9 protein-coding genes are annotated in these 14239 nt (G+C 57.8%); 8 read left to right on the top strand and 1 reads right to left on the bottom strand.

What is annotated here, in order from left to right; all coding sequences use genetic code 11:
• The first annotated feature begins 116 nt into the window (after positions 1–116).
• From LMS44_RS18695 to LMS44_RS18660, 8 genes are all read left to right on the top strand, one after another.
• Positions 117–2336 carry a type VI secretion system Vgr family protein gene (locus tag LMS44_RS18695; protein WP_476488494.1) on the top strand — a complete coding sequence of 740 codons (2220 nt, stop codon included), beginning with the start codon at positions 117–119 and terminating at the stop codon, positions 2334–2336.
• A 3-nt stretch (positions 2337–2339) separates the two neighbouring features.
• A complete protein-coding gene (locus LMS44_RS18690; protein ID WP_022522004.1) occupies positions 2340–3536 on the top strand; it encodes a DUF2169 family type VI secretion system accessory protein in 1197 nt (398 codons plus the stop codon).
• A gap of 29 nt (positions 3537–3565) precedes the next feature.
• Positions 3566–5044 (top strand): HNH/ENDO VII family nuclease, encoded by a 1479-nt coding sequence (locus LMS44_RS18685; protein ID WP_022522005.1) that lies wholly within the window; start codon positions 3566–3568, stop codon positions 5042–5044.
• An 18-nt stretch (positions 5045–5062) separates the two neighbouring features.
• Positions 5063–5641, top strand: a complete 579-nt coding sequence (locus LMS44_RS18680) for a suppressor of fused domain protein (RefSeq protein WP_022522006.1) — start codon at positions 5063–5065, stop codon at positions 5639–5641.
• Between the two features lie 92 nt (positions 5642–5733).
• Positions 5734–6657, top strand: a complete 924-nt coding sequence (locus LMS44_RS18675) for a type VI secretion system Vgr family protein (protein WP_236557355.1) — start codon at positions 5734–5736, stop codon at positions 6655–6657.
• Between the two features lie 3 nt (positions 6658–6660).
• Positions 6661–7734 (top strand): DUF2169 domain-containing protein, encoded by a 1074-nt coding sequence (locus tag LMS44_RS18670; protein WP_022522008.1) that lies wholly within the window; start codon positions 6661–6663, stop codon positions 7732–7734.
• A 469-nt stretch (positions 7735–8203) separates the two neighbouring features.
• A complete protein-coding gene (locus tag LMS44_RS18665; protein ID WP_022522009.1) occupies positions 8204–9415 on the top strand; it encodes a YeeE/YedE family protein in 1212 nt (403 codons plus the stop codon).
• Positions 9416–9606: 191 nt separating this feature from the next.
• The gene (locus LMS44_RS18660) at positions 9607–11286 is read left to right on the top strand and encodes an NAD-dependent malic enzyme (protein WP_022522010.1); all 1680 of its coding nucleotides are present in this window, start codon (positions 9607–9609) and stop codon (positions 11284–11286) included.
• 64 nt (positions 11287–11350) lie between these two features.
• Here the strand turns inward: LMS44_RS18660 and acnA are convergent, their stop codons facing one another.
• Entirely contained in the window at positions 11351–14083 is a 2733-nt protein-coding gene (gene acnA / locus LMS44_RS18655) for an aconitate hydratase AcnA (RefSeq protein WP_022522011.1), read from the bottom strand.
• Positions 14084–14239 lie beyond the last annotated feature (156 nt).

Here is a 14239-nt window from a genome sequence, read left to right as displayed (position 1 = left end):
GGGAGTGGAGAGTCGCTTAATCATCACCCGGGACACTAAGCCGGTTGTATTGACCGATCAGGCAACGGTCTGCGGTGATCTTTTAACGAGCAGTGGCAGCAGAGAGGGATCTTACAATGGCTGATAATACGGGTCTTCAGTTTACCCTGACCCTTCCCGGGGCTTCTGACACGGCGGTGGTGAGCTTTACCCACCGCGAAGCGCTGTCGGAGACGTTTGCGCTCACCGTTGAGTTCGCCAGCCGCACCCACGACCTGTCGCCCAGCGACTGTTTGGATCAAAATGCCACGCTGACCATTTGGCAGGATGGCGAGCCGCTGCGCCGGGTGCATGGCATTATCGCTGAGCTGCATCGCGGCGATCGCGGGCACCGGCGCAGCTTTTACCGCGTGGAAATTCGCCCCGCCCTGTGGCGACTATCGCTACGGCATAACTCGCGTATCTTTCAAGACACCATCCCTCATGATGCAATCAAAACGTTAGCCAGCGAGCGCGGCCTCACCGATATCGAGTTTGCCACTACGCGTACTCCGCCCAACCGTGAGTTCTTGGTGCAATATCGCGAGACCGATCTGGCCTTTATCGAGCGCCTGGCCGCCGAAGAGGGCTGCTTCTATTTCCATGAGTTTGAGAACGCCGAAGGCGGAGCCCATCAGTTGGTGTTTGCCGATGCCACGGTGGTACTGCCTAACATCGGCGAGCGTACCTACCACGGCCGCGCCGGTGGCACGCCGCCCCGACGTCACTTGCGCAAGTTACGCCAGGTCAGCCGGGTACGCCCCGCCTCGGCCACACTCAAGGATTACAGCTTCAAGAACCCGCCTTACGCCCAGCTACACGAACACCAGGCGCCCAATCTAGGGGAGCACGCTCAGCGAGAGGATTACGAACACTACGACTACCCAGGGCGCTATAAGAAGGACGCCTCTGGAAAGCCCTTCACCCGCCACCGCTTAGAGTCACTGCGTGCCGACGCCACCACGGCTGAGGCGGAAAGCGACCTACCTGAACTCGCCCCCGGCACCTGCTTTACCCTCACCGACCACGATATCGACAGCCTCAACCGTGCTTGGCAGGTGGTATCGGTGGTGCACCACGGCGAGCAACCCCAGGCATTGGAAGAGGATGGCATGGCGCGGGGTGGGAATGGGGCAAGCTCAGCGCAAGCAGGCGAGCTGATGACCCGCTACCACAATGAGGTGGTGATCATGCCCCGGGATCAAACCTTCCGACCGGTGCCCAACCCCAAACCCCGGGTCGATGGCCCTCAGGTGGCCTTTGTAGTCGGGCCAGCGGGCGAAGAGATCTACTGCGACAAATATGGCCGGGTCAAAGTGCAGTTTCCCTGGGATCGCTACTCCGCCTCTAACGAAACCGCCAGTTGCTGGGTGCGCGTCGCCCAGGGCTGGGCGGGCGGCGGCTACGGCAGCATGGCGATCCCCAGGATCGGGCATGAGGTCATTTTGTCGTTCTTGGAGGGCGATCCCGATCAGCCACTGATCACCGGGCGAACCTACCACGCTGTGAACCGGCCGCCTTATCCGCTCCCTGCCTACAAAACCCGCACGGTCATCCGCACCCAAAGCCACAAGGCGGAGGGCTTTAACGAGCTGCGCTTTGAAGACGAAGCGGGCGAAGAGCAAATCTGGCTCCACGCCCAAAAAGACCTCGACCTGCTGACCCTTAACGACCGCACCGAGGACATCAAGCGCGACAGCACCCTGCATGTCTTTCGTGATCGCACCACCGACATCGACCGCGACGAAACCCGCACCGTCCACCGCCATGAAGTCCACACCGTGCATGGCAACGAGACCCATACCGTGGACGGTAACGAAACCTTTACCGTGCACAAGAACCGCCGCAAAACGGTGGATGGCAACGAAACCGACCGCATCGGCAAAAACTGGTCGAGCAAAGTGGGTAAGAACAAAACCGAAACCGTTGGCAAGGCGTACCTGCAGAACGTCGGCATGGGCCGCATGGAAAACGTCGGCCTGGGCTACAGCCTCAACGTCGGGGCGATCATGAACACCCTGGTCGGGCTCAGCAAGAGCACCCAGGTGGGGCTCAACCACTCGCTCAATGTCGGGCGCAACATCACCCTCAAGGCCGGTAACCAGATCACCCTGCAGGTAGGCAACAGCCGGCTGGTGCTCACTGAGGACGCCATCTACCTGGATGCGGGTGAGATCCACGTCAAGGCGGGCACCAAGGTGCATGTCGACGGCCCCGATGACGTCCTGCTCAACACCGGCACGGCCCAACCCGCACCTGGAAGTGCCGAGGAAAGCGATGGCCCTGAACCAAGCGACGCTAAGTCGCCGGGGTGGTAGTACATGGCGCAAGTGATTAATCCAACGTCGTTCCCCCATGCGCTGTATCGCAAGCTCGGCCCGGGCGGCCTCGAGTACCAAGTACTGGCGGTTAGGGGCACCTTTCGTTTCACCGGCAACAACCGCCGCTTGGCGTTAGCCGAGACCCAACGGCCCATTCGCTGGCAAGAAACCTATGCCGCTGGCCCAGAGGGCGGGCAGGCACGTTACATCGTAGACGACAGCGACCTTATCATCGGCAAGCCCACGACGGATGTACACGTCCATGGGATCCTGCGCTCACCCACAGGCCAACCGCGCAGCGCTTGGCAAGTCAGAGTTCAGGTGGGCCCGGTGGACAAACGCCTGATCGTACGCGGGCCACGGGAGTTCCGTTGGCAGTTGATTGGCGGCTGGCGGGTGACGCAAGCCGAACCGGTCAGCGAAGTGCCGCTGGACTACCGCTATGCTTTCGGTGGCCACTACACGCCGGAAGCGCACGAGGTGGGCAATGACACCCTCGACGTCGCTGCTCGCACTCTCTACTACCCCGACAACCCAGTCGGGCGGGGTTGGCTGCCGAAGCGCGCAGACTATAAGCAGGCGCCAGGCGAGGTGGCGAAGTACCTCAAACCCGACCTTAACGCCGTCACGCGGCTGCCTGCGCCGCAGCTCGAAGACCCCGACTGGCCCGTGCATTCCCCCTTTGACCGCCTTCCCCCGGCGGGCTTTGGCCCTATCGCCCGGTGGTGGCAGCCACGCATCAATCGCCAGGGCACCCTCGATGAGGAGTGGCTCGCCCACCGCCACCCCCATTGGCCGGACGACTTCGACGCCCGCTTCTACAATAGCGCCCACCCCGACCTGATGGCTCCCGACTACCTGCGCGGCGATGAGCTAGTCATCCTCACCAACTGCTTGGCCGGTAGTCAACGTCTCCAGTCGGGCAATGTCAGCCTCTATAGCTATCGCACCCGTTTGCCCGGCCTTGCCATTAAAGCGCTGGCTGAACAGCAGAGTGGCAAACAGACGGTGACCCGCTTAGCGCTGGATACCGTAGGCATCGACCTGGATCTCAACGAACTGACGCTCACCTGGCGGGCGCTGTTTCCGCCCCAGGATCCGCTGCGCCGGATGGTCGTCGCCGCGACTGGGCTGCGTTCCCCGCGCACGGCATCCGCCGTGCTACCTGCCACCGGAGGAACACGCCATGTTGGATAACACCTTGACTATCTGCGGTGGGGGCTCGAATGGCTGAACCTGAAGACATCAGATTACCGACCCTGCGGGTTGTTATTGAGAGCGACGACCCCAGCGAGAACGAAGACGAGCTTCCTGATGGTAACAGCAGCACGCCAGCAGAATCCCAAGGAGAGCCGCTGAGCGGCCTCAGCCAGCACATCGCGAATTCCGATGGTGTATGGAAAGCAATTGCCAGCGCCCCCGACTTCTGCTGGGTGGGTAATAGTATTACGGCTTTCGACTCCAGCGCCACGCTGGACAACCCGGTGCGCTACTCCCCCAACGTGATCGCTGCCGGGCGTGAGGTTTATCGCGAGAGCGACCTGTTCCAAGGTGTTCAAGGCGATGCGGGCCGGCATGTGGTGTCGGGTACCTCTTTAGGTAGCGGCTGTGTGCTGATCCTCCAAGGCCAGCGTAACGTCAAGGTCAATGGCCTGCCGGTGGCTCGCCACGACAGCCCCTGCACGGTCAACTGCAACGCAGCCGGTATGGGCGGCACCCCTGGCTATCTGACCACCCAGCAACAGTCAGTCGACAGCTCCCCCGAGCAATCAGGCGAGGGCGGTCCCGGTTATAACCCTGGCGAAGAGGGTCTCCGTGTCATTAACGACAAATGGGAAGGCGTCAAGTCAGCGGCCAAAACCGCCTGGGAAATGTTACCGTTTACCGGTGACGAGGCTACCACCGGGGCCGCCCGTGATCGTGCGTGGCAAGGCGCCAAAGACACCTATGAAGCGGTGGACGTACTTACTGGGCCAGGCTTATTGGATCTACTCGACAGTGGGGTTGGCTACGTCACTGGTGACGCAGAGCGCGCTGGACGGTTCGGAGAAGAATGGAAGCGCACCGGAGAAGCCTACGGCGGGCTCTGGGACGCGGGGGTAGAAGCCTGGCAAGAAGCCGAAGAGCGTAACGGCACCTTCGGCGCCATGGAGATGAGCGCGGCGGTACTACTTGGCGAATTAGTAGGTGGGAAGGGCACCGGCGTGCTCAGAGGGGCGACTAAAATCCCCGACCTCGAGACGCCACCTCCTCCGCCTCCACCTAGCAAGGGGGTGCATGTAGAATCGCCTTCGGATAGGATTAGAAGGGATAGCGATGCAGGAGATACAAGCAATTCAAGAACGGCAAATTCTAATTTTGATGAGTCTGGAAATTTAACTCCAGAGGCACGAAAGCTTTACCAACGGCCATCAGGTTATCGCAAGGGTGTCAGGGAGCAAGTTTGGGAAAATGCGAGAGCGCCAGATGGTAATGTCTATGATCCTATAACTAAAGAGGCTCTGGATCCAAATCGCCCCTGGGATATGGGGCATAAACCTGGTTTCGAATTCCGAAAACATCAACAAAGTGCAGCAGAACGCGATTTAACGAGGCGTCAGTTCTTGAATGAACATAATACGCCGGGTCATTTCAGGCCCGAACATCCAAGTTCAAACCGTAGCCATAAAGGTGAAAATCTCACCGATGACTATTTTGGCTTTTAGATCTGAGAGAGGCTTTAAATGGCAAATATATCTGAAGAGAATAAACAAATTGCTAGAAGGCTTGCGGCAATTTTTGAAGGAAAACCTAGCGTAAATAGGTATTGGGATGAAGCAGAAAACTCTTTTGTTGACCTTGTCACGTGTGCAGATCAGCCCTGCGAGGGCGTGACATCTTACGGTACAGTTGGTTTGTCAGATCATCCTTTAATCCAAAACGGTACCGAATTTTCTGCCCGTTTGGAGTTGGTTGGTGCGTCAGCTAATTCGACTACTGTTTTCCCTAATATACTGACAACAGCGGCTTTCTACATTATCAATGAAAAATGGTTTTGTTGCCCAGGTGCGGTTTTGCAGAATGCAGTTGCTATGTATGAGTCGTCTCTGGATATGCAGCATCTAATATTTGTTTCTCCCTTTTTGTGGGATGATTTGCAAACAGTTCAATATGAAAACAAAACTGTAGCGTGGCTGTTAGCAGTTCCTATCTCGGAAAATGAGAGGCAATATGCAGAAGAGAAAGGAACCGATGCGTTGGAAGACTTATTTGAGCAGCACCAAATAGATATATACGATTTATCTAGGCTGTCACTTCTATAAATTTTCAGTGGATTTTGCTTGTTATTAGCAATAGTCAATATTATTGATCAGACCTCCTCTATGCTGTTCCCAACGAAACCACCAGTTGCTGGGTGCGCGTCGCCCAAGGCTGGGTGGGCGGCGGCTACGGCAGCATGGCGATCCCGCGGATTGGTCATGAGGTAATAATCTCATACTTGGAAGCTGACCCGGACCAGCCACTGATCACCGGGCGAACCTACCACGCGGTTAACCGGCCGCCTTATCCGCTACCGGCCTACAAAACCCGCACGGTCATCCGTACCCAGAGCCACAAGGCGGACGGCTTTAACGAGCTGCGCTTTGAGGACGAAGCGGGCGAAGAGCAAATCTGGGTGCACGCCCAAAAAGACCTCGATCTGCTGACCCTTAACGACCGCACCGAGGACATCAAACGCGACAGCACCCTGCATGTCTTTCGCGACCGCACCACCGACATCGACCGCGACGAAACCCGCACCGTTCATCGCCATGAAGTCCACACCGTGCATGGCAACGAGACCCATACCGTGGACGGTAATCAAACCTTTACCGTGCACAAGAACCGCCGCAAAACGGTGGATGGCAACGAAACCGACCGCATCGGTAAAAACTGGTCGAGCAAAGTCGGTAAGAACAAAACCGAAACCGTTGGCAAGGCGTACCTGCAGAACGTCGGCATGGGCTACAGCCTCAACGTCGGGGCGATCATGAACACCCTGGTCGGGCTCAGCAAGAGCACCCAGGTGGGGCTCAACCACTCGCTCAATGTCGGGCGCAACATCACCCTCAAGGCCGGCAAGCAGCTCACCCTGCAGGTAGGCAATAGTCGGCTAGTGCTCACAGAGGACGCCATCTACCTGGATGCCGGCGAGATCCACGTCAAGGCGGGCACCAAGGTGCATGTCGACGGCCCCGATGACGTCCTGCTCAACACCGGCACGGCCCAGCCCGCACCGGGAAGTGCCGAGGAAAGCGATGGCCCTGAACCAAGCGACGCTAAGTCGCCGGGGTGGTAGTACATGGCGCAAGTGATTAATCCAACGTCGTTCCCCCATGCGCTGTATCGCAAGCTCGGCCCCGGCGACCAAGAGTATGATGTGGTGGTGGTACGCGCCACCTACCAGTTCACCGAAGACAACTGGCCGCTGTTCGAAGCCAGCCACCAGCAGCCGATTCGCTGGCAGGCCACTCTAGAGGGCGACAACGACAACCTGTATGCCCAGGTCATCACCGACGACCGCGACGTGCTGCTCGGCAAACTCAGCACCGAAGTGCACGTGCATGGCACCCTGCGCTCGCCCACCGGGCAACCGCGCAGCACCTGGCAGGTGCGGGTACAGGTAGGCCCGTTGGACAAACGCCTGATCGTGCGTGGGCCACGGGAGTTCCGCTGGCAACTGCTCGGTGGCTGGCGGGTCACTGACCCCTCACCGGTGAGCGAAGTGCCGCTGGACTACCGCTACGCCTTCGGCGGCCACTACAGCCTGCCCGACGGGGACGCCCTCGCTAACACGCTCTACTACCCCGCCGGGCGGGGCTGGTTGCCATCACGCGCTGACTATAAGCGGGTGTCCAGCGAGGTCATCCGGTACCTCAAACCCGACCTTAACGCTGTGACACGGCTACCCGCACCCCAACTGGAAGACCCGGACTGGCTGGTCACCTCACCCTTTGACCGTCCGGCCCCGGCAAGCTTTGGGCCCATCGCCCCCTTGTGGGAGCCCCGGGTCAGTTATCAAGGCACCTTCGACAACCACTGGAAAACCCAGCGTTTGCCCTACTGGCCCGAAGACTTCGACTATCGCTTTCACCACAGCGCCCCGGCGGATCTGATCGCCCCCGACTACTTGCGTGGTGACGAACTGATGATCCTCACCGACATGAGCGAAAAGCCGCTGTTCACCCAGGCCCTGAAGAAGCTGGGCCCGCTGAGGCCGGACGAAGTCTATGGCTTTGAGCCTGCCCTAGTTGCAGGCGGTGAATGGTCCGTTAACAACCTGGCCAAACTGAACCTAGATATCCATCTGACCATCCTGCGCCAGATGGCCCCGCCGGAGATCCCGTTCTCCGGGGTGAAGGTCGATATAGATTAAACAAGGGAGATTTCTACAAATTGTTAAGCACTTTATTCTAAGAGGGAAAACTTCGAGTAGTTCTTTTTTCGTTCGATACGCCCCTGGGTGAGGGTTGCCTAAGCGGCGACTATGGCAGCATGGCGACCCACAGGATTGATCATGAGGTTATAATATCACATTTGGAGGCTGAACCGGGCCAGCCGCTGATCAGCGGGCGCACCTACCATGCGTCCAATACACCGTCTTACCCGCTTGCGCCAAAAAAACTCACACTGGCATCCGATTTACCAGTTTAAGAGGTGGAGTAGGACATAGTGCCAAGCTGCTGTGTGGCTCCAGCATCCATATATTCCATAAAGACATAAGCACCTCTCAACAAAGAATTTCCCGCACTCTACAGCTATCGTTAGGCTTATAACTATTGTCCATGTCTACCAAAAGCGCCTGTTTGTTAACAGGCGCTTTTGGTGCTGCTAAAGGTGAATGTATGTCTACAACGACGGTTGCTGCGCCGCAGAGCTATCGCGTGCCGCTGATAGCCACAGCGGCGATTGTGCTGGGTGCGTTGCTTATTGGGGTTGTCTTTGACGCCAACATTGGCCTGTTGATGATTGTCGGCGGGCTATTTGGCATGGTGCTGTATCACGCTGCCTTTGGTTTTACCTCAGCGTGGCGGGTATTTATTACTGAGCGGCGGGGGCGTGGCCTGCGTGCCCAAATGGTGATGCTGGCCATTGCCGTGGTGCTGTTTTTCCCTGCCCTGGGGGCGGGCACGCTGTTTGGTAACGAGGTGTCGGGCTTTGTGGCGCCTATTGGTATCTCCGTGCTTGTAGGGGCGTTCCTGTTCGGTGTGGGCATGCAGTTAGGCGGCGGCTGTGCCTCTGGCACGCTGTTTACCGCGGGCGGCGGTAACGCTCGTATGTTGATTACGCTGGTGTTCTTTATTGTCGGCTCGGTGATTGGCTCGGCGCATTTTGCCTGGTGGCAGAGCTTACCGGCTTTTCAACCGGTATCGCTGGTTAACGTCGCCGGGGTCAGTGGGGGGATCGCCATTAGCCTGGTGCTGTTTGCGGCTATTGCGGCGTTTACCTGGGTGATGGAGAAGCGTCGTCATGGTCAGTTAGAACAGGCGCCCATGGTCGATAAGCATGGCTATGAGCGTTGGTTGACTGGGCCTTGGCCGTTAGTGGCGGGCGCGGTGGCGTTGGCGCTGCTCAACTTTGCCACCTTGGCACTGGCAGGCCGCCCTTGGGGAATTACCTCTGCGTTTGCGCTGTGGGGTGCTAAAGGCTTTGAACTGGTGGGCGGCGATGTCAGCCAGTGGGGCTATTGGCAGTCCCCTGGCAACGCAGCGGCCCTTAAAGCCAGCGTATGGAGCGACATCACTACGGTAATGAATGTCGGTATTATGCTGGGCGCGCTGGCTGCCGCCAGCTTGGCGGGTCGCTTTGCACCTAACTTCAGAATCCCGTTGAAATCTATCTTGGCCGCGGTCATCGGCGGCATCTTGCTAGGTTATGGCGCGCGTTTGGCGTTTGGTTGCAATATTGGTGCTTACTTCAGCGGCATTGCCTCTGGCAGCCTTCACGGTTGGGTATGGCTGGTAGCGGCGTTTGCGGGCAACATGTTTGGCGTTAAGCTGCGGCCGTTCTTCTTCGCTGGCGTGGAGGGGCGCAAACCCACCGCTAAAACTTGCTAGGGCATCGTTAGATCACTAGTTAATCGCGCCATCACGCCTCGGTTTAGGCTTCCTAAACCGAGGCGTTTTTTTATCAACATGGTCGCTCTCTTCCACCTTTGTCGCAGGAGCATGTTACATTACGCTCAAACGCCGCAAACGCCCGATGTTGCTGCATTGCAGCAGTGATTGACATAAAAAAGAGAGTGCTTATGACTACCGAGAGTAGACGCCCCCTATACCTTCCTTACGCCGGTCCTTCTTTGCTCGAAATGCCGCTATTGAACAAAGGCAGCGCGTTTACTCAGCAGGAGCGCTTGGCGTTTAACCTGATTGGTTTGCTGCCGCAGAAGGTAGAAACTATTGAGGATCAGCTAGAGCGGGTCTACCGCCAGTACCAACAATGCCATAGCGACCTCGAAAAGCACATCCACCTGCGCGCCATTCAAGACGACAACGAAACACTCTATTTCCGTATGGTTTCCCAGCATCTTGAAGAGATGCTGCCGATTATTTACACCCCCACGGTAGGGCAGGCGTGTCAGGAATTTTCCAACATTTACCGTAACCACCGCGGCCTGTTTATTAGCTATCCTGACCGCGAACATATGGATGATATCCTGCGTAGCGCCACCAAAGATAACGTCAAAGTGATCGTAGTGACGGATGGTGAGCGCATTCTAGGCCTAGGCGACCAGGGCATCGGGGGCATGGGTATCCCGATTGGTAAACTGGCGTTGTATACCGCCTGTGGCGGCATTAGCCCCGCCTACACGCTGCCGATCATGATTGATGTGGGCACTAACAACAAAGCACTGCTGGATGATCCCATGTACATGGGCTGGCGCCACGAGCGAGTAGGGCAGGAAGAGTACGATGCTTTCATGGCAGAATTTATCGCTGCTGTGAAGCGCCGCTGGCCTAACGTACTGCTGCAGTTTGAAGACTTTGCCCAGGCCAATGCGGTGCCGCTGCTAGAGCGCTACCGCAACGAGCTTTGCTGCTTCAATGACGATGTGCAGGGTACTGCTTCTGTGGTAGTGGGTACGTTAATGGCGGCTTGTCAGGCCCGGGAAGAGACCATTGCCCAGCAGCGTGTGGTGTTTGTGGGTGGCGGATCGGCGGGGTGTGGAATCGCCGAGCAAGTGGTCGTAGCGATGGAAGCGGAGGGCTTGACCGAAAGCGAGGCCCGATCGCGCATTTATATTGTCGATCGCGAAGGCTTGATGACCAGCGATCAAGAGTGGCAGCGCGACTTCCAGCGCCGTTTAGCCCACGACCCTTCGCTAGTCGCCGAGTGGAATGGTCAAGGTCTGGAAGAGACGATTGCTCAGATCAAACCAACAGTGCTGATCGGTGTCTGCGGCCAGCGCGGTATCTTCACCGAGCAGGTGGTGCGCACCATGCACGCGGGTTGTGAGCACCCGGTCATCATGCCTCTGTCTAACCCTACTTCCCAGGCAGAGGCCGTGCCAGAGGATGTTATTCGCTGGACCGACGGCCAAGCCTTGGTAGCCACCGGTAGCCCCTTTGCGCCGGTGGTTTACAACGGCCGCACTTATCCGATTGCCCAGTGCAACAATGCCTATATCTTTCCAGGCATTGGGTTGGGCGTGATTGCTGCCAGTGCCAATCGAGTCACCGACGAGATGCTGATGAGCGCCTCGCGGGCGCTGGCCCGTGAAGCGCCGCTGGTTAAAGAGGGCAAGGGTGCTTTACTGCCGCCGCTATCGCGTATTCGCGATATCAGCAAGTCGATTGCTTTTGAAGTGGCTGCCCAGGCACAGCAGAATGGCGTGGCACTGAAAACCAGTGGTACGACGCTACGGGAACTGATTGAAAAGGCGTCCTGGTCGCCAGATTATCGCACCTATCGCCGTCGCGCTTTTTAATCACTCGGCTAAAAAAAGCCCCCACCGAGGTGGGGGCATGCAAGCATTGGTAGGTTTTACCCTTTTAGGCTGCGCCGATCATCTTGCGCAACACGTAGTGAAGGATACCACCGTGACGGTAGTAAGCCAGCTCGTTTACCGTATCAATTCGGCACTTGGCATCAACGCTACGTTCCCCGTCGGCATTTTTGATCACGATTTTGACCGTGCCACCTGGCGTCAGGTCGCTTAATCCGGCAATCGAAATCTCTTCATCGCCGGTTAACCCCAACGTTTTACGGCTTTCGCCTTCGGCAAACTGCAGCGGTACAACGCCCATGCCGATCAGGTTAGAGCGGTGAATACGTTCGAAGGATTCGGCAATCACCGCGCGAACGCCCAGCAAACGGGTGCCTTTGGCCGCCCAATCCCGTGAGGAGCCGGTGCCGTACTCTTTACCGGCGATCACGACGAGCGGTTTGCCTTCCTCTTTGTACTTCATGGCCGCATCGTAAATGGCCATCTGCTCGCCGCTGGGTACGTGGCGTGTTTCACCGCCGACCACACCGTCGAGCATCTCGTTTTTGATCCGCACGTTGGCGAAGGTGCCGCGCATCATGACTTCATGGTTACCCCGGCGTGAGCCGTAGGAGTTGAAGTCGACCGGCCTGACGCCGTGTTCTTGCAGATAGCGCCCGGCGGGGCTGTCAGGCTTGATGGCACCGGCAGGGGAGATATGGTCGGTGGTCACCGAATCACCCAGCATGGCAAGCACGCGGGCACTGTGCACATCTTCGATGGCATCCGGCTCGCGGCCCATGCCTTCAAAGAAGGGCGGGTGCTGAATGTAGGTGGATTCAGGCCACTGATAGACCTTGCTTTCTGACACGTCGATGGCTTTCCAGACATCGTCACCCTCAAACACCGCGCCGTACTCTTTACGGAACATGGCGGTGTTGACCTGCTCGACGGCGCTGGCAATCTCGGCCTGACTGGGCCAGATATCTTTGAGGTAGACCGGGTCGCCGTTGCTATCTTTGCCCAACGGCGCCTGGGTAAGGTCAAGCTGGACATTACCCGCCAGGGCGTAAGCCACCACCAGGGGCGGCGAGGCCAGCCAGTTGGTTTTGACCAACGGGTGTACACGGCCCTCAAAGTTACGGTTACCGGAGAGCACCGAGGCCACGGCAAGATCGCCGCTGTTGATCGCTTTTTCGATCTCATCAGGCAGCGGGCCGGAGTTACCGATACAGGTGGTGCAGCCGTAGCCGACGAGGTTGAAGCCCAGTGCATCCAAGTCATCGTTTAATTCAGCGGCTTCCAGATAATCGGTGACCACTTTGGAACCTGGTGCTAAGGAGGTTTTCACCCAGGGCTTCGTGGTTAACCCCTTTTCACGCGCTTTACGTGCCAGCAGCCCAGCGGCCATCATCACGCTGGGGTTGGAGGTGTTGGTGCACGAGGTAATCGCCGCAATCACCACCGCCCCGGGGTCAAGGCTGAAATCATGGTCATCAAGCGTAACGGCCTGGCTGGTGTCATGCTCGAAGCTGCGCCTCACCCCCACGGCGGTTTGGCCGCCTTCAGAAGAGAGTTCCCCCTTTGCGTTGGCATCCGCGTTGACGTCTTCCTGCATGAACTTGTCAAAGGCCGCCGCCATGTCTTTCAGCGCCACGCGATCCTGCGGACGTTTGGGGCCGGCCAAGCTGGCCTCTACCTTGGTCATGTCCAGTGCTAGGGCGTCGGTGAAGATCGGCTCGTCATTAGGTTCACGCCACAGCCCTTGGGCCTTGCTATAGGCTTCCACCAGGGCGACTTGCTCATCTTCACGCCCCGTCAGGCGCATATAGTTCAGGGTTTCTTCATCCACTGGGAAGAAACCACAGGTAGCACCATACTCGGGGGCCATATTGGCGATCGTGGCACGATCCGCCAGCGGCAGGTCTTTCAAACCATCGCCGTAGAACTCGACAAATTTACCCACCACGCCTTTTTTACGCAGCATCTCGGTAACGGTGAGTACCAGGTCAGTGGCGGTAATACCTTCGCGTAGCTTGCCGGTTAATTTAAAGCCAATCACTTCGGGGATCAGCATCGACACCGGCTGACCGAGCATGGCCGCTTCGGCTTCAATACCGCCCACGCCCCAGCCAAGCACGCCCAGGCCGTTGATCATGGTGGTGTGAGAGTCAGTGCCCACGAGGGTGTCGGGGTAGGCAAAGGTCTTGCCGTCTTCGTCCTTCGTCCATACCGTTCTGCCTAGGTACTCCAGGTTGACCTGGTGACAAATACCGGTACCGGGGGGAACGACGCTAAAGTTATCAAACGCCTGCTGGCCCCAGCGCAGAAACTCATAGCGCTCGCGGTTGCGCTGCATTTCGATATCGACGTTCTCTTGAAATGCAGCCGGGTTGCCGAACTTATCGACCATTACCGAGTGGTCGATAACGAGATCGACGGGGGAAAGCGGGTTGATCTTCGCCGGGTCTTCGCCCAGCTTTTCTACTGCGGCGCGCATGGAGGCTAAATCCACCACACCGGGCACGCCGGTAAAGTCCTGCATGAGTACCCGCGCCGGGCGGTAGCCGATTTCGCGGCTGGATTTGCCCTCGGCCTGCCAGTCGACCAGGGCCTGCATATCTTCCTGATCTACGCTTTCGTCGTCGGCGAAGCGCAGCTGGTTTTCGAGTAGAATCTTGAGCGTCTTGGGTAGCCGGTCAATGCTGCCCAGGGTCTCGGCCGCGTGGGGCAGGCTGTAGTAGTGATAGGTTTTACTACCAACCTCTAGGGTGTTTAGCGTATCGGGTATCTTGCTCATATCTCTCTCCTCTGGTTGCTGAGCGCAGCGCTCAGCATGACGGTCACGATCTTTCTTTAGTATAGATTTCCCCCCAGTATGGCGTTGATTTAGTAATAACACATGGGTCTTTGCACAGAGGCTTTCAAGGTTTCTTCGCCTAATAGCGTAGATGAA

This window comes from Halomonas profundus (assembly GCF_020865425.1).
Taxonomy (GTDB): Bacteria; Pseudomonadota; Gammaproteobacteria; order Pseudomonadales; family Halomonadaceae; genus Vreelandella; species Vreelandella titanicae.
The sequence above is the reverse complement of the archived record's forward strand: the minus strand, read 5'-3'. Positions and strand labels throughout refer to the sequence as shown.

Coding starts and splice junctions, on each gene's coding strand:
- LMS44_RS18695 (WP_476488494.1), top strand. CDS start 117: ATGGCTGATAATACGGGTCTTCAGTTTACCCTGACCCTTCCCGGGGCT.
- LMS44_RS18690 (WP_022522004.1), top strand. CDS start 2,340: ATGGCGCAAGTGATTAATCCAACGTCGTTCCCCCATGCGCTGTATCGC.
- LMS44_RS18685 (WP_022522005.1), top strand. CDS start 3,566: ATGGCTGAACCTGAAGACATCAGATTACCGACCCTGCGGGTTGTTATT.
- LMS44_RS18680 (WP_022522006.1), top strand. CDS start 5,063: ATGGCAAATATATCTGAAGAGAATAAACAAATTGCTAGAAGGCTTGCG.
- LMS44_RS18670 (WP_022522008.1), top strand. CDS start 6,661: ATGGCGCAAGTGATTAATCCAACGTCGTTCCCCCATGCGCTGTATCGC.
- LMS44_RS18665 (WP_022522009.1), top strand. CDS start 8,204: ATGTCTACAACGACGGTTGCTGCGCCGCAGAGCTATCGCGTGCCGCTG.
- LMS44_RS18660 (WP_022522010.1), top strand. CDS start 9,607: ATGACTACCGAGAGTAGACGCCCCCTATACCTTCCTTACGCCGGTCCT.
- acnA (WP_022522011.1), bottom strand. CDS start 14,083: ATGAGCAAGATACCCGATACGCTAAACACCCTAGAGGTTGGTAGTAAA.